Here is a 16,138-nt window from a genome sequence, read left to right on the forward strand (position 1 = left end):
TACACTGCGCCTTACTCTGGAGTGAAGGCATGCTTTTCCCCGCCACAAGAACAATAATAAAGCGCATCGCGCTGCTAATCCCGGTTTTACTCCTTTCTGCCTGCAGCAGCATGCTGGTTGGCGAGTTTCGTGACCCCAGCATCCATCTGGTGAAAGTCGAGGTAGTCCGGGCAAAACTGCTTGAACAAAAGTTCAATCTGTATTTCCGCGTGGAAAACCCGAACGATTTCAGTCTGGATATAGAAGACCTCGGCTACAGCGTCTATCTCAACGAGATCAAACTGGCCGAAGGACAAAGCAGCATCAGTTACAACCTTCCAGCCAGAAGCAGTACCACGATCAAGGTCCCCGTTCGCACAAACCTGTGGCGCAATCTAAAACAGGTCATCAAAATGCTGAAGAACCCCAACGACCCTATCCGTTATCGTCTGGAGGGTCAGGTTGAAGCCGGCTCATGGTTCACTCGCAGCGTACATCTGTCACGCTCTGGCGAAATCATCCCTGGCAATTTCATTCCGGAGTAACTGCAATGCCCAACGAACCCCATGTCCATGGCCCTGACTGCAACCATGACCATGAGCATGACCACGATCACGGCCATGTGCACGGACCCGACTGCAACCACAGCCATCAGGATCCCGTGCGCAATCCGCTGAAAGATGTCGGCCGCAACGATCCATGCCCATGCGGCAGCCAGAAAAAATTCAAGAAGTGCCACGGCGCCTGAGTCCTTTCCGGATCAGTCTGTCCCCCCAGCAACTCTCGGGTTCACCAATGAAACACCGCCGGCCTCTCTTTGCTTCGCGCACCTCTAGCTGCGGCCTTGCTGCTGCAGTACTCGGCGCCAGCCTTGCGCTATCTGGCTGCAAGGCATTTCTCGACAGCCAGTATGCCGACAGCGTGATACCCCAATCCGGTGTCATGCATTTGCGCGGCGTGGCGCAAAGTGCCGAGATTCGCCGCAATGCCCTGGGCATGCCGCTGATCGAAAGCAGCAACATGCACGATGCGCTGTTCGCACTGGGTTATGTGCATGCCAGTGACCGCCTGAGCCAGATGCTCGGCATGCGCCTGATGGCAGAAGGGCGCCTGGCGGAACTGGCCGGCCCCGGCGTGCTGGAACTGGACAGGTTCATGCGCGCCGTCAATCTCAAGCAAAGCGCCACGCGCATGTATCAGTCGGCCTCGCCACAACTGAAAAAGGCTTACGAAGTCTATGCCCGCGGCGTCAATGCCTACCTCTATCAGAACCGCGACAAACTGCCGATGGATCTGGCCGAGTCTGGCTACCAGCCGGCCTACTGGGTGCCGGAAGACTCGGCGCTGGTGTTCAGCCTGCTGAACTTCGGGCTGTCGATGAACCTGCAGGAAGAAATCAACGCCCTGATCCTGGCGCAGAAAGTCGGCAGCACCCAGCTGGCCTGGCTGATGCCCACCTATCCGGACGAACCCCTGCCCTTCGATGAAACCGAAAAACTTCAGGGCTTGCCGCTGGATGGCCAGATCCCCGGCCTGGCCAGGCTCGACCACACAGTCAAACAGATTGCCGGACTGGACATGCTCGGGGTTGCCGCCTCGAACAACTGGGCGATTGCCCCGGCATTGAGCAAGGGCGGCAAAAGCCTGCTGGCCAATGACACCCACCTGCCGCTGTCGATGCCCTCGGCATGGAATTTCGTGCAGATACGCACCCCTGGCTATCAGGCGGCCGGGGTCAGTCTGGCCGGTGTGCCGAGTGTGATTGCCGGCTTCAACGGCAAGCTGGCCTGGGGCATGACCATGGTCATGGCCGACAACCAGGACATCTTCCTCGAGAAGATCAAGCGCGAAGGCAATCAGCTGCTGTACCTGGCCGATGGTAAATGGCTACCGCTCAGCCAGCGCCAAGAGACCTTTTTCATCAAGGGTGAACGACCGGTCCGCGAGACCCTTTATGCAACCCGCCACGGGCCGCTGCTCAATTCGCTTCTCGGGCAGCGCAAGCATCCATTGCAACCGCTGTCGCTCAGCAGCGGCCTGGGCCTGGCCTTGCAAACCTCGCTGGCGGAACCCGACCAGAGTCTGGATGCCTTCTTTCAGCTAGCGCGCGCACAATCGGTCGAGCAGGCCAACGAACCGGCCCGCAATATCCGCGCCGCCGGGCTGAACCTGCTGTATGCCGATGCACAGCACATTGCCTGGCAGGTCACCGGCCGTTACCCCAACCGCCGCGGCGGGCGCGGCCTGCTGCCATCGCCGGGCTGGGACAGTCACTACGACTGGGACGGCTTCGCCGACAGCATGCTGCACCCCTACGATCAGGACCCGCCCCAGGGCTGGCTGGGTACGGCCAACCAGCGCACGGTCGCCAGTGGCTATGCCGTGCAGATGTCCAATTCCTGGTATTACCCGGAACGTGCTGAACGCATCGCCCAACTGGCCCCGGCGCGCCAGCACGATACGCAAAGCATGATTGACCTGCAGTACGACCAGACTTCGCCCTTTGTCAGCAAGCTGCAGGCCATGCTGGCAGCTGGCGACCTGGCGCCTGCCCTGCAGAAAGCCATTGCTGGCTTGCCGGATGCGCAACCAGGCCAGGCCAGGGCAGCACTCCAGCGGCTGCAGGGCTTTGACGGCAAGCTGTCCGCCACCTCTGCGGACGCAGCGCTTTACGCCGCCTTTCTGCAGGAAAGCGCCAAACAGATCTTCCTCGACGAACTCGGCCCGCAAGACTCGCCGGCGTGGCAGGCACTGGTGGAAAGTGCCGACATGTCTTATTCAGCCCAGGCCGACCACCTGCTGGGGCGCAGCGACAGCCCGTTCTGGGACGATATCAGCACAGCGGAGAAGGAAGACAAGGCAGTTATCCTGGCGCGCAGCCTGGCGGCAGCACAGTCATTTTGCGAGGAAAGGTTCGGTCGTGACCCGCGCGACTGGCAGTGGGGAAAATTGCACACCTACACCTGGGCCAGCGACGCCAGCCAAATGGCACCGTTCATGAGTGAAAGCGAGCGTATCAGCATCGAGGCGCTGCGCAGCTATCTGGATCGCGGCCCCTACCCTGCTGGCGGCGATCACTCGACACTGAATGTTTCTGCCTACCACTGGGGCAAGGATTTCGATACCTGGCTGATACCGGCCATGCGCATCATCGTTGATTTCAATCGCGAGGAGCCGATGATCGGCCTGAACAGCTCCGGCCAGTCCGGCAACCCGGCCAGCCCGCACTACGCCGATGGCATTGATGCCTGGCTCAAGGGCCAGTACATGAGTTTTCCGATGCAGGCGAAAAACCTGCAGAAAACCTACGGCAACAGCGGATTATTGCTCTTGCCGGGAAAATAAATGACCGTTCGTCGGGCCCGGTTGAACCAATCCGGCTCTAGCGGACTCACAGTTACGGACTTACTCCCATAAAGTTGTTTTCAGGGCGCCAATGGCGCCCTTTTCTTTGTCCCGGATTTATTGGACTTGGCACTTTCACGGGCCTCGACCAAAGCCCGCTTCACTCAAAGCGCGGTACGGTAATACAGGCTATAGCTCTCTACGCCGTCATTCGGGTCATTCAGGCCCGCGTTGGAGTAATGAATCGCCCGCACACCGACTTCCTGCCCGGAAAAGCGCAAGCCAAAGCCTAAGCGGTCCTCGAACTGGAAGGTCTGCCCCAGTTTGTTTCCGTCCACTTTGGAGCTGCTGAACAGCGCAACCCCAATGCCTGCTTCAATGACCGGGCGCACGCTCTGGCCGGCAAACTCGTAAACGAACACCGGCGCAAAGGACACACTGTTATTGCCAGCGCTGCCATGGCCAGATTCCCAATAGGTGTAGCCCGCATCCCAATAGCCGGATAATTTTCCGCTATCGCTTTGCAGCCAGCTATCGGCAAAATCGAACTGCGTCCCGAGCCGGTAGACCATGCTGCCGTCGTCAGTCGTGCCGACCGAGCCGGACAAGTCGGTAGCCAGTGCCGCAGATGCGCTGGCGAGACAGATCAGCGCCAGCGAGCCAGAGGCAATCAGTTTTTTCATGGGGTTTCCTTATTGTTTGTTATCACTTCTTTCCGCCGGGGGAAAATACCAGAGCAAAACAGTCAGCAGCAACCGGCTTACCTCCGACTTCGTCAAACGGGTAACGGGTTCACCATTTCGATTTTGCCCCAAAGAACCGGCAAAACAGCTGAGACTTTCGTCGTATCGGCACTCGACCAGAAGGCATCTGCACCCGAGTGCTGCGAAGCCAGCAGGCCGCGCTCGGCCAGCAGCCGTTGCAGATGGCGCGCCACTGCCTCACCGGTATCAATCAGGCTTACCGATTCAGGCACCAGCTCACGTAATAGCGGCTTGATAAACGGATAGTGGGTGCAGCCCAGGATCAGCGTGTCGCAGCCCTGCGCCAGCAAAGGTGCCACCAGCGCCTGCAACAACTGGCGGGTAGCCGGACTGGCCAGCTCACCGGCCTCGACACACTCCACCAGCCCGGGACAGGGCTGGGTAATCACCCGCACATCACTGGCAAAGCGATCAAGCAACGCGGCAAATTTGGCGCTTTGCAGCGTGCCGGTAGTCGCCAGCACCCCCACCACTCCACTGCGCGTCGCGGCGGCAGCGGGTTTGACCGCCGGCTCCATACCGATAATCGGCAGTTGTGGCCAGGTTTCACGCAGGCTCAGCACTGCTGCGGCCGTGGCTGTATTGCACGCCACTACCAGCGCCTTCGCCCCCTGCTCCAGCAGAAAGCCGGCAATCAGCTGGCTACGCTGGCGAATGAACTCCGGACTCTTGTCGCCATAGGGCACATGCCCGCTGTCAGCCACATAAAACAATCTCTCTTGCGGTAACAGCTGGCGGATTTCGCGCAATACCGACAGACCGCCGAGCCCGGAATCGAATACGCCCACCGGAGCATTACCCTGCATGCTGAACCCCGCACACGCTGCAGCCCGGATCACGTTTGACGCGCAGTTCGCGAAAGCGCGTGGCCAGTCCATCGATCAGCAACAGGCGACCCACCAGCGGCTCGCCAAAACCAGCCAGCAGTTTCAGCGCTTCAAGAGCCTGCAAGCTGCCGACCAGACCAACCAGCGGACCGACCACGCCGGCTTCACTGCAGGTCAGCTGCGCCTCGCTGCCATGACCATACAAACAGTGATAGCAGGGGCTATCGGCCCGGCGCGGATCGAAAACCGACAGTTGTCCTTCCAGGCGGATGGCTGCGCCGCTGACCAATGGTTTGCCCGCAGCCACGCAAGCGGCATTGACCGCCTCGCGGGTGCCGAAATTGTCCGAGCAATCCAGCACCAGATCGACAACCGCGACGGCCGCTGCAAGGGAATCGGCATCCATGGCACGCTCGTGCAACTGCAAATCCAGTTGCGGGTTGATCTGCCGTAACCGCTGCGCCGCCGATTGCACCTTGAGCTGCCCGAGAGTGCTGCAGTCATGCACAATCTGCCGCTGCAGGTTGCTCAGATCGACCCGGTCAAAATCCGCCAGATGCAGACAACCAACGCCGGCGGCGGCCAGATACAGGGCTACCGGTGAGCCAAGCCCGCCGAGACCGATTATCAGTACGCTGGACTGCTGCAGGCGCAGCTGTCCGGCGATATCGATCTGCGCCAGCAGAATCTGCCGGCTGTAACGCATCAGTTCCTCGTCGCTCAGTTCAGCTGTCATGCTGGCCACTGCCCCAGTGAAATCCGTTGATGTCCGCCCAGATCGAGGCGACTTTCCACAGCGCTGAAGCCGCGCGCCGCCAACAGCTCGCGCACCGCTTCAGCCTGCTCGAAACCATGCTCCAGCACCAGCCATCCGGCACGTTGCAGATAGTCCGGCGCCTGCTGGATGATCAGGCGAATATCGTCGAGCCCATCCACTCCGGCAACCAGCGCGCTGTCAGGTTCAAAGCGTACATCGCCCAACTGCAAATGCTCATCACCTGCGGCAATGTAAGGTGGATTGCTGACAATCAGCGCAAAACGCTGCCCTGCCAGTGGCTGAAACCAGTGGCCAGGCACAAAGCGGGCGTTATCCAGCAGCAGTCGCTGGCGGTTGCGCTCGGCAAGTGCGACGGCCTCTTCCACACGGTCAACGCCCAGCACCTGCCAGAGCGGGCGCTCAACAGCCAGCGCCAGGGCGATGGCACCACTGCCGCTGCCCAGGTCGAGCACCTGTCGCGCGCTCGCCGGCTGCAACTGCAGGGCCGTTTCCACCAGCAACTCGGTATCGGCACGCGGAATCAGGGTATGCGCAGCCACCTCCAGATCCAGCGACCAGAAGCCTTGCCGGCCAAGGATATAGGCCACCGGCTCGCCTTGCTGGCGGCGGGCCAGCCAGTCGCCAAAGGTTTGCAGTTGTGCCGGCTCTGGCTGACGCTCGGGCCAGGTGTGCAGATAGCTGCGCGGCTTGCCCAGCGCTGCCGCCAGCAACAGCTCGGCATCCAGACGCGCCGTGGGCGAGTCCGGCAAGGCGGCACTGTTCAGCAGTTCTTCAATGCTCGGCATTCAGCTGTCTATCTCCGCCGGCGGGCAAGCCAGCCTGTCCGGTCAATCACCCAGCGCAGCCAGCTGATCGGCCTGGTATTCCAGCAGCAGTGGCCCGATGACCTGTTCGCAATCACCGGCGATGACGTCATTCAGCGAATACAGCGTCAGGTTGATGCGGTGGTCGGTCACCCGGCCCTGGGGGAAATTGTAGGTGCGGATACGTTCGGAGCGATCGCCGGAGCCGACCAGCAGCTTGCGCGTATCGGAAATTTCCTTGTGCGCTGCCGCGTCCTGCTGGTCCTGCAACTTGGCCGCCAGCCAGGCCATGGCCTTGGCGCGGTTCTTGTGCTGCGAACGCTCTTCCTGACACTCGACCACGATGCCGGATGGCAAGTGGGTAATGCGGATCGCCGAATCGGTCTTGTTCACATGCTGGCCACCGGCACCGGACGAGCGATAGGTATCCACGCGCAAATCCGCCGGATTGATTTCGATGGCGGCCTGCTCGTCAGGCTCCGGCAGCACCGCCACGGTACAGGCCGAGGTATGGATGCGGCCCTGGGACTCGGTTTCCGGCACGCGCTGTACGCGGTGTGCGCCGGATTCGAATTTCAGCTTGGCGTAAACATTGTCACCCTCGACGCGGGCAATCACTTCCTTATAACCGCCATGCTCGCCAAGGCTTTCGGAAAGAATCTCGACCCGCCAGCCCTGCTTCTCGGCATAGCGCGAATACATGCGAAACAGGTCCCCGGAAAAAATCGCCGCCTCGTCACCACCGGTGCCGGCTCGGATTTCCAGAAACACGTTGCGCCCGTCATTCGGGTCTTTGGGCAGCAACATGCGCTGCAGATGAGCCTCCAGCACGCCCAATTGCTCGCGGGCACTGGCCACTTCTTCTTCCGCCATCTCGCGCATGTCCGGGTCACTGTCCTTGAGCAACGCCTGCGCACCCTGCAGATCGTCCTGAACCTTGCAGAACTCGCGGAAAGTGCTGACCACCGGCTCGACTTCCGCGTATTCCCTTGAATAGGCACGGAACCGGGTCTGGTTGCCGATCACCTCGGCATCGCCGAGCAAGGCCGTCAGCTCGTAATAGCGATCCTGCAGGATATCCAGCTTGTTGATCAGCGATGCTTTCATTGCGGGGTCTTGTCCGAAGTCATGTGCTCATCCAGCGCAAACAGTTCCTGCGCCACGGCCAGCGCATCCAGGCGGCCTGCCGCAGAAAATTTCTTCAGCTGCACACTGGGAGCGTGCATCAGCTTGTTGGTCAGGCCACGGGCAAACTGCGCCAGCACCTCTTCTGCAGGACTGCCATTGTTCAGCAACCGCAAGGCCCGTCCGAGTTCTTCATCACGCAGGCTCTCGGCTTGCTGTCGGCAGGCCCGCAGCACATCGACTGCCGCACGTTCACGCAAGCGCTGCATGAAATCGTCCGCACCGGCCGATACCAGCTGTTCAGCCGCATCGGCAGCGCCCTGGCGGCTTTTCAGGTTTTCCGAGACGACTTCGTGCAGGTCATCCACGCTGTAGAGGTAAATATCCTCCAGCTCACCCACCTCGGGTTCGATGTCCCGCGGCACGGCAATATCGACCATGAACATCGGCTTGTGCCGGCGCTGCTTCAGGGCACGTTCCACCGCACCCTTGCCGAGAATCGGCAGCTGGCTGGCGGTAGAGCTGATCACGATGTCACTGTTGACCAGCTCCTGCGGGATGTCGGCCAGCAATACCGCATGGGCACCAAACTGTTCCGCCAGCATGCTGGCGCGCTCGAGGGTGCGGTTGGCCACAACCAGGCGCTTGATGCCCTGCTCGTGCAAATGCCTGGCAACCAGCGTGATGGTCTCGCCAGCACCGATCAGCAGTGCCTGGCTGCGGTGCAGATCGCTGAAGATCTGTTTGGCCAGACTGACCGCGGCAAACGCCACCGACACCGGATTCTCGCCAATCGCCGTATCCGTACGCACACTTTTGGCGGTACTGAAGGTGGCCTGAAACAAGCGTCCGAGCAACGGGCCGATGGTTCCCGCCTCTTGTGCCACGGCAAACGCCGACTTCATCTGGCCGAGAATCTGTGGCTCGCCGAGCACCATGGAATCCAGCCCGGAAGCAACCCGCATCATGTGCTGAACGGCCTCTTCGTTGGTATGCACGTAGGCACACTCGCGCAGCTCGGCAACACTCAAGCGATGATAGGCAGCCAGCCACTGCAGCACCTCGTCGCTATCGAGCAACTCCTGCTCCAGATAGAGTTCACTGCGATTGCAGGTCGACAGAATGGCCGCTTCACGACTGCAGGTCAGCCTGCATAGCTGTTGCAATGCCTCAACCTGCGACTCCGGCGGAAAGGCAACGCGCTCGCGCACCCCTACCGACGCGGTCTTGTGGTTGATGCCCAAAGCAAGGAAAGCCATGCAGAATCGCTGGAAGTAATGGAAAGCGGGCAATTGTCCTACGTCACCCGACACAGAACAACTACCAAAGCGCGGCAGCTTTCTCTTGCAAGCGCCCGTACGCTTGCACGCAGGCTTGTGTCATCATGTGCAGCACCTTGCAGGCCAGCCCGTCACCTATCGCCCCATGAATAGATTTTTCGCGCTTTATGCTTCCCTGGCACTTGTTGGCGGCTGTCAAAGTGCATTGCACAGCTGGTCGGACACCGCGGCCACGCCAGCACCTGCTGACCAGTCAACGATCAAACAGACGCCCCCCGCAGCACCGTTCAGCCAGCAGACCCTGTACGACCTGTTGACCGCTGAAATCGCCGGACAGCGCAATCATTACGACATCGCGCTGGAGAATTACAGCGCCCAGGCAAAAGCCACCGGCGACCCTGGCGTGGCCAAACGCGCCTACCAGATCGCCGAGTACCTGAACGAGCAACCAGCCAGCCTGAACAACGCCCTGCTGTGGGCGAAAGTCGCACCTGACGACATTGATGCCCAGCGCGCCGCGGCCATCCAGCTGGCCCGTTCCGGCCGCTACGATGAGTCGATGCGCTACATGGAGCGCGTACTGCAAGGCCAGGGCGATACCCACTTCGACTTTCTTGCGCTTTCCGCGTCCGAATCCGACCCGCAAACCCGCGCCGGCCTGTTGCAGAGCTTTGACCGCCTGCTGCTCAAGCACCCCGGCAATGGCCAGCTACTGTTTGGCAAGGCCCTGTTGCTGCAGCAGGACAATCAGCCGGAAGCCGCTCTGCAGGTGCTGGAGGATGAGCCGGCCAGCCAGCAGGACATCATGCCGTTGCTGTTGCAGGCGCAACTATTGCAGAGCATGGGCCGCAGCAAGGAAGCCCTGCCGCTACTGGAAGATGGCCTGGAGTTGCACCCGCAAGACAAGCGCCTGCGCCTGGCGTACGCGCGCCTGCTGATCGAGCAAGGCCGCATGGAGGACGCCCGCGCAGAATTCACCCTGCTGCTGCAACAGAACCCGGAAGATGATGACTTGCGGCTTTCCCTGGCCCTGATCTACATGGATGATCAGGCCTGGAGCGAGGCGCAGGCCTATCTTCGCGACCTGATCGAGCGCGACGCGCATGTCGATATCGCCCATTTCAATCTCGGCCTGATTGACGAGCAGCTGAATGACCATGATGGCGCCCTGATCGAGTACTCACTGGTCGGCCCGGGTGATCAATACCTGGCCGCACAGGCCCAGCAAACCGCCCTTCTGCTGAATTTGCAGCGCCCAGCAGACGCACGTCAGCGGCTGGCCGAGGCACGCACCGACCAGCCCGGCTATGCAGTCCAGCTGTACATGCTGGAAGTCGAGAGTCTGGCAGCGAAACAATACAACGACCTTGCCTGGCAGGCAGCCCAGCAGTCCCTGCAGCAATTTCCCGGCAACCTGAGCCTGCTCTACACCCGCGCCATGCTGGCCGAGCAACGCAATGACCTGGCCCAGATGGAGCGCGACCTGCGCCAGATAATCAAAGCCGAGCCGACCAACGCCATGGCCCTGAATGCGCTCGGCTATACCCTGGCCGATCGCACCACCCGCTACGCTGAAGCGCAGGCGCTGATAGAGCGCGCGCACAAGCTGCAGCCCGACGACCCGGCCATCCTCGACAGCCTTGGCTGGGTGTATTACCGCACCGGCAATCTGGACCAGGCCGAAACCTATCTGCGCCAGGCCCTGCAGAACTACCCCGACGCCGAGATTGCTGCCCATCTGGGCGAAGTGCTGTGGATACAGGGCAAGCAGGAAGAGGCCCGCGAGATCTGGGCCCAGTCCCTGCAGCGACAACCCGACAGTTCCATTTTGCGCAGCACCATGCAGCGCCTGACCGGCAGCGAGACCCCCTGACTTATGCGCCTGCGCACCCTGCTCATTTCCAGCGCCCTGATTCTGCTCGCCGGCTGCGCCGGCTTCACCAGCAAGGAGTCCGTGCAGGGCCAGGGCAGTCCTGCTGCCTGGGAGGCACACAAGCAGCAGATAGGCGGCATCGATGGCTGGCAGATCAGCGGCAAGATCGGCATTCGTGCGCCCAGCGATTCAGGCAGCGCCACATTATTCTGGCTGCAACGCCAGGATTACTTTGACATCCGCCTCGCCGGCCCGCTGGCAGTCGGCTCCGCACGCATCAGCGGGCGAACCAACGATGTGGTGCTGGATCTTTCCACCCAGGGCAGCTTCACCTCCAACTCGGCAGAAGACCTGCTGGAGAAAGGCCTCGGCTGGCGACTGCCGCTGACCCAGCTGTTCTGGTGGGTACGTGGCCTGCCGGCACCGGAAAGCCCGAGCCAGGTCAGTCTGGATAACGACAGTCAGCTCAACCGGCTGGAGCAGGACGGCTGGCAGATCCAGTACCTCAGCTACATCGAACAGGATGGCTACAGCCTGCCGGAACGAATCAAGCTGCAAGGCCAGGATCTGCAGGTCACCCTGGTGATCAAGGATTGGCAGCCCAGAAAACTCGGCCAGTAAGCCCGCGGAGCTGTCACTGCATGCCAGACCAAATCAACAGCCACGCAGACATGCCGGCTGCCGAGCTGATCCTGCCAGCCCCGGCCAAGCTCAACCTGATGCTGCATATCCTCGGCCGGCGTACCGATGGCTATCACGAGTTACAAACCCTCTTCCAGTTTGTCGAGTATGCCGATCAACTGGGCTTTGCCTTGCGCAATGACGGACAAATTCAACTGCATGGCGAACTCCACGGCGTTCCCCATGACAGCAATCTGATCGTGCGTGCAGCCCGCCAGTTGCAACGAGCGAGCAAATGCGCACTCGGCGCCGACATCTGGCTGGACAAGCAGTTGCCCATGGGTGGCGGGCTGGGTGGCGGCAGTTCGGACGCAGCCACGACCCTGCTTGGCCTGAACCATCTCTGGCAGCTGCACTGGAGCAACGACCGGCTGGCCCGGTTGGGTCTTGAGCTGGGTGCCGACGTCCCGGTTTTCATCCACGGCCATGCCGCGTTTGCCGAAGGTGTCGGCGAAAAGCTGCAGCCGGTAACGCTGCCCGAACCCTGGTTTCTGGTGTGCATTCCGGCAGTTCATGTAAGCACCGCAGAGGTATTCTCGGCGCCGGAGTTGACACGCAATACGCCGGCAATTAAAGTGGCCGCCGTTCTCGAGCAGGGCGGTCGAAATGACTGTCAGCCGGTAGTCGAAGCGCGTTACCCGGATGTACGTAACGCTCTGATCTTGCTGAATAAATTTGTGCCAGCAAAACTTACCGGAACGGGTGGTTGTGTGTTTGGGTTCTTCCCAAGCAAAGCCGAAGCTGATAAAGTCGCGGCCCAACTTCCAGCCACACTGCCAAGTTTTGTAGCCAGGGGCAGCAACGTTTCCATGTTGCACCGGTCACTACAGAGCTTGTCCTGAGAAGCGGATGCCTGGCATCCATACACGTTACAGGGGCGTCGCCAAGCGGTAAGGCACCAGGTTTTGATCCTGGCATGCGTTGGTTCGAATCCAGCCGCCCCTGCCATTTTCCCGAAGTTGTCGAAGCTTGCTTCCGACAACTGACTGATACACCAGCTCAACCACAAGCCGGCAGGTACTGCACGTGTCCAAGATGATGGTCTTCACGGGGAACGCCAACCCCGATCTGGCTCGACGTGTAGTACGTCAGTTGCATATTCCTCTGGGTGAAGCCGCGGTTGGCAAGTTCTCCGACGGCGAAATCAGCATTGAAATCAACGAGAACGTCCGTGGCAAGGACGTGTTCCTGATCCAGCCGACCTGCGCTCCGACCAACGACAACCTGATGGAACTGGTGGTGATGGCCGACGCCTTCCGCCGTTCCTCGGCTACGCGCATCACTGCCGTTATCCCCTACTTCGGCTATGCCCGCCAGGACCGTCGCCCGCGTTCGGCCCGTGTAGCGATCAGCGCCAAAGTGGTCGCCGACATGCTCACCGTGGTCGGCATTGACCGCGTACTGACTGTCGACCTGCATGCTGACCAGATCCAGGGCTTCTTTGACATTCCGGTGGACAACATTTACGGCTCGCCGGTCCTGATCGATGACATCATCGAGCAACGCTTCGATAACCTGATGATTGTTTCCCCGGATATCGGCGGCGTGGTGCGTGCCCGCGCCGTAGCCAAGACGCTGGGTGTAGATCTGGCAATTATCGACAAGCGTCGCCCGAAGGCCAATCAGTCCGAAGTGATGCACATCATCGGTGACGTCGACGGTCGTACCTGCATTCTGGTCGACGACATGGTCGATACCGCCGGCACGCTGTGCCATGCCGCCACCGCCCTGAAGGCCCACGGTGCCGCCAAGGTATTTGCCTACAGCACCCACGCCGTGCTGTCTGGCCGCGCCATTGAAAACCTCGAAAATTCCGCACTGGACGAACTGGTGGTGACCAACACCATTCCGCTGTCTGCTGCCGCACAGGCTTGCGCCCGTATCCGCCAACTGGATATCGGCCCGATTGTCGCTGAGGCGGTACGCCGCATCAGCAATGAAGAATCGATCAGCGCGATGTTCCGCTAAGCGCGGACCCGTCTGATCGACAAGTGCCCCGCCAAGCGGGGCTTTTTTACCTAACCGCCCGGATGCTGGTCGCAAGCATGAAGGGCGGTCAGGTTATTTGGAGAAGTAAAAATGACTGATTTTGCCCTGAATGCTGAAGTGCGTTCCGACCTGGGGAAAGGTGCGAGCCGCCGCCTGCGTCGTAACGCCAACCTGGTACCCGCCGTAATTTACGGTGGCAACAAAGAGCCGAAATCGATCAGCCTGCTGGCCAAAGATCTGGCCAAACTGCTGGAGACCGAAGCCGCGTTCAGCCACGTGCTGACCCTGAACCTTGCTGACGGCAAGGAAAGCGTCCTGATCAAGGCCCTGCAGCGCCACCCGGCCAAGGGTTTTGTACTGCACGCTGACTTCATCCGTGTCGTCGCCGGCCAGAAACTGACTGCACTGATTCCGCTGCACTTCCTCAACGAAGAAACTGCTGCCGGCGTCAAGCAGGAAGGCGGCATCGTGTCCCACACCATCTCCGAAGTCGAAGTGACCTGCCTGCCGAAGAACCTGCCCGAGTTCATCGCAGTGGATATGGCCAATGTGGCCCTTGGCCAGACCATTCACCTGTCTGACCTCAAGCTCCCGGCTGGTGTCGAGCTGGTAGCCCTGGCCCACGACAGTGACCTGCCCGTAGCCAACATTCACGCTCCGCGCGTGGTGCAGGATACTGAAGAGCCTGCTGCAGATGCAGGCGCCAGCGAAGGCGAAGCAGAAGCCGAGTAATCTGCTTACTGCCTGCCGTTAACGAAGGGGCTCCGTCGTGACTGCCGTGCAACTGATCGTTGGCCTGGGAAATCCGGGACCGGAATACGACCAGACGCGGCATAACGCCGGGGCCCTTTTCGTTGAGTGCCTGGCTGACCGGCACAACGTCAGTCTCAGCCCGGAGAAGAAATACTTCGGCCTGACGGGGAAATTCAGTCATCAGGGCCGCGACGTCCGCCTGCTGATTCCCACCACCTATATGAACCGCAGTGGTCAGGCGGTGGCTGCCCTGGCCAATTTCTTCCGTATTCCGCCCGAGGCCATACTGGTGGCCCACGACGAACTGGACATGCCCCCCGGCGTGGCCAAGCTCAAGCTCGGCGGCGGTCATGGCGGACACAACGGCTTGCGCGACATCGTTGCCCAGCTTGGCAACCAGAACGGCTTTTACCGCCTGCGGCTGGGCATCGGTCACCCGGGACACAGCAGCATGGTCTCCGGCTTCGTCCTTGGCCGCGCACCGCGCAGTGAACAGGAACTGCTCGATGCCAGCATCGACAACGCCTTGAGCGTACTGCCGGAAATGCTCGCAGGTGACTGGAGCAAAGCCATGCACAAACTCCACAGCCTGAAGGCTGCAACCTGATTTTTTAGCGCCGCTAGCGCGCGAGGAACACACCATGGGATTCAATTGCGGCATCGTCGGCCTGCCCAACGTCGGCAAGTCCACCCTGTTCAATGCCTTGACCAAATCCGGGATCGCCGCGGAGAACTTTCCGTTCTGCACCATCGAACCCAATACCGGCATCGTACCGATGCCCGATGCTCGCCTCGAAGCCCTGGCCGAGATCGTCAAGCCCGAACGCATCCTGCCGACCACCATGGAGTTCGTCGATATCGCAGGGTTGGTAGCCGGCGCCTCCAAGGGCGAAGGCCTGGGCAACAAGTTCCTGGCCAACATCCGCGAAACCGATGCCATCGCCCATGTGGTGCGCTGTTTCCAGGATGAAAACGTCATCCACGTGTCCAACAGTGTCGACCCCAAGCGCGATATCGAGATCATCGATCTGGAACTGATCTTCGCCGACCTCGACAGTTGCGAAAAGCAATTGCAGAAAGTCACCCGCAACGCCAAGGGTGGCGACAAGGACGCAGTGGCGCAGAAAGCCCTGCTGGAAAAACTCATCCCGCACTTCACCGAAGGCAAGCCGGCGCGCACCCTGCTGCGCACCCTGGGGGATGACGACAGGCAGCTGGTGCGCAGTTTCCACCTGCTGACCAGCAAGCCGGTGATGTACATCGCCAACGTCGCCGAAGACGGTTTCGAGAACAATCCGCTGCTGGATATCGTCAATGAAATCGCCGCTGCCGAGGGCGCCCCGGTGGTGCCGGTGTGCAACAAGATCGAAGCGGAAATCGCCGAACTGGAGGATGGCGAAGAAAAGGACATGTTCCTCGAAGCCCTTGGCCTGGAAGAACCCGGCCTGAACCGCGTGATCCGCGCCGGCTATGAACTGCTCAGCCTGCAGACCTATTTCACCGCCGGGGTAAAGGAAGTCCGTGCCTGGACCGTGCGCGTCGGCGCCACCGCTCCGCAGGCTGCAGCGGTGATTCACACCGACTTCGAAAAAGGCTTCATCCGCGCCGAAGTCGTGGCCTATAACGACTTCATCCAGTACCGGGGTGAATCCGGCGCCAAGGAAGCCGGCAAATGGCGCCTGGAAGGCAAGGAGTACATCGTCAAGGATGGCGACGTGATGCATTTCAGGTTCAACGTCTGACCCTGCAGCTACACCCTGCAAAGCATAAAGCCGCACTGAGTTGCGGCTTTATGCTTTGTGCCTGCCGGCATCCGGATTGACTGCATAATCTCCCCGTCAAACAAGCCCTAACATGGCGACCCGAGCAGTCGTCACATACTATTAAAAAAGCAGTAGCCCTTTCACCGTCAATCTTTTCTGGGCTGATGGCAACGGAGAG

Annotated in this window: 16 protein-coding genes and 1 tRNA gene; 11 read left to right on the top strand and 6 right to left on the bottom strand. The window is 60.6% G+C overall.

Annotated features, from left to right (window positions below):
- Positions 1 to 110 precede the first annotated feature (110 nt).
- The 3 genes from BLT89_RS11405 to BLT89_RS11415 are packed head-to-tail and all read left to right on the top strand — an operon-like array spanning position 111 to position 3,324.
- Positions 111 to 524: an LEA type 2 family protein gene (locus BLT89_RS11405; RefSeq protein ID WP_408003045.1), complete on the top strand. Its 414-nt coding sequence runs from the start codon at positions 111 to 113 to the stop codon at positions 522 to 524.
- Between the two features lie 5 nt (positions 525 to 529).
- Complete coding sequence (locus BLT89_RS11410; RefSeq protein ID WP_090195283.1) at positions 530 to 727, top strand: SEC-C metal-binding domain-containing protein; 198 nt, start codon at positions 530 to 532, stop codon at positions 725 to 727.
- Between the two features lie 47 nt (positions 728 to 774).
- Positions 775 to 3,324 carry a penicillin acylase family protein gene (locus BLT89_RS11415; protein ID WP_090195286.1) on the top strand — a complete coding sequence of 850 codons (2,550 nt, stop codon included), beginning with the start codon at positions 775 to 777 and terminating at the stop codon, positions 3,322 to 3,324.
- A 164-nt stretch (positions 3,325 to 3,488) separates the two neighbouring features.
- Here the strand turns inward: BLT89_RS11415 and BLT89_RS11420 are convergent, their stop codons facing one another.
- From BLT89_RS11420 to hemA, 6 genes are all read right to left on the bottom strand, one after another.
- Positions 3,489 to 4,007: an acyloxyacyl hydrolase gene (locus BLT89_RS11420; protein WP_090195288.1), complete on the bottom strand. Its 519-nt coding sequence runs from the start codon at positions 4,005 to 4,007 to the stop codon at positions 3,489 to 3,491.
- Between the two features lie 92 nt (positions 4,008 to 4,099).
- Entirely contained in the window at positions 4,100 to 4,894 is a 795-nt protein-coding gene (gene murI, locus BLT89_RS11425) for a glutamate racemase (RefSeq protein WP_090195292.1), read from the bottom strand.
- Complete coding sequence (locus tag BLT89_RS11430) at positions 4,884 to 5,651, bottom strand: molybdopterin-synthase adenylyltransferase MoeB (protein ID WP_090198961.1); 768 nt, start codon at positions 5,649 to 5,651, stop codon at positions 4,884 to 4,886. The genes murI and BLT89_RS11430 overlap by 11 nt, the downstream gene beginning before the upstream one ends.
- Positions 5,648 to 6,478 (bottom strand): peptide chain release factor N(5)-glutamine methyltransferase, encoded by an 831-nt coding sequence (prmC, locus tag BLT89_RS11435; RefSeq protein ID WP_090195296.1) that lies wholly within the window; start codon positions 6,476 to 6,478, stop codon positions 5,648 to 5,650. Before prmC ends, BLT89_RS11430 begins: the two co-directional genes overlap by 4 nt.
- A gap of 42 nt (positions 6,479 to 6,520) precedes the next feature.
- Entirely contained in the window at positions 6,521 to 7,603 is a 1,083-nt protein-coding gene (gene prfA / locus BLT89_RS11440; RefSeq protein ID WP_090195299.1) for a peptide chain release factor 1, read from the bottom strand.
- Positions 7,600 to 8,880, bottom strand: coding sequence for a glutamyl-tRNA reductase (gene hemA / locus BLT89_RS11445; RefSeq protein ID WP_090195302.1), 1,281 nt, complete (start codon positions 8,878 to 8,880; stop codon positions 7,600 to 7,602). Before hemA ends, prfA begins: the two co-directional genes overlap by 4 nt.
- A gap of 166 nt (positions 8,881 to 9,046) precedes the next feature.
- On the opposite strand from hemA, the gene BLT89_RS11450 reads away from it, so the two are divergent.
- From BLT89_RS11450 to ychF, 8 genes are all read left to right on the top strand, one after another.
- Positions 9,047 to 10,774 (top strand): tetratricopeptide repeat protein, encoded by a 1,728-nt coding sequence (locus tag BLT89_RS11450; RefSeq protein ID WP_090195305.1) that lies wholly within the window; start codon positions 9,047 to 9,049, stop codon positions 10,772 to 10,774.
- A 3-nt stretch (positions 10,775 to 10,777) separates the two neighbouring features.
- Positions 10,778 to 11,395 carry a lipoprotein insertase outer membrane protein LolB gene (gene lolB, locus BLT89_RS11455; RefSeq protein ID WP_090195307.1) on the top strand — a complete coding sequence of 206 codons (618 nt, stop codon included), beginning with the start codon at positions 10,778 to 10,780 and terminating at the stop codon, positions 11,393 to 11,395.
- Between the two features lie 20 nt (positions 11,396 to 11,415).
- Entirely contained in the window at positions 11,416 to 12,297 is an 882-nt protein-coding gene (gene ispE, locus BLT89_RS11460) for a 4-(cytidine 5'-diphospho)-2-C-methyl-D-erythritol kinase (RefSeq protein WP_090195310.1), read from the top strand.
- Between the two features lie 31 nt (positions 12,298 to 12,328).
- Positions 12,329 to 12,403 (top strand) — tRNA-Gln (locus BLT89_RS11465).
- Positions 12,404 to 12,481: 78 nt separating this feature from the next.
- Positions 12,482 to 13,423: a ribose-phosphate pyrophosphokinase gene (locus tag BLT89_RS11470; protein WP_090195313.1), complete on the top strand. Its 942-nt coding sequence runs from the start codon at positions 12,482 to 12,484 to the stop codon at positions 13,421 to 13,423.
- Between the two features lie 111 nt (positions 13,424 to 13,534).
- On the top strand, positions 13,535 to 14,176 hold the full coding sequence (locus tag BLT89_RS11475; RefSeq protein WP_090195316.1) for a 50S ribosomal protein L25/general stress protein Ctc: 642 nt from the start codon (positions 13,535 to 13,537) through the stop codon (positions 14,174 to 14,176).
- Between the two features lie 37 nt (positions 14,177 to 14,213).
- Positions 14,214 to 14,804, top strand: coding sequence for an aminoacyl-tRNA hydrolase (pth, locus tag BLT89_RS11480; RefSeq protein WP_090195319.1), 591 nt, complete (start codon positions 14,214 to 14,216; stop codon positions 14,802 to 14,804).
- 34 nt (positions 14,805 to 14,838) lie between these two features.
- Positions 14,839 to 15,939 (top strand): redox-regulated ATPase YchF, encoded by a 1,101-nt coding sequence (ychF, locus tag BLT89_RS11485; protein WP_090195321.1) that lies wholly within the window; start codon positions 14,839 to 14,841, stop codon positions 15,937 to 15,939.
- Positions 15,940 to 16,138 lie beyond the last annotated feature (199 nt).

Source organism: Pseudomonas pohangensis (assembly GCF_900105995.1).
GTDB classification, from domain to species: Bacteria; Pseudomonadota; Gammaproteobacteria; order Pseudomonadales; family Pseudomonadaceae; genus Aquipseudomonas; species Aquipseudomonas pohangensis.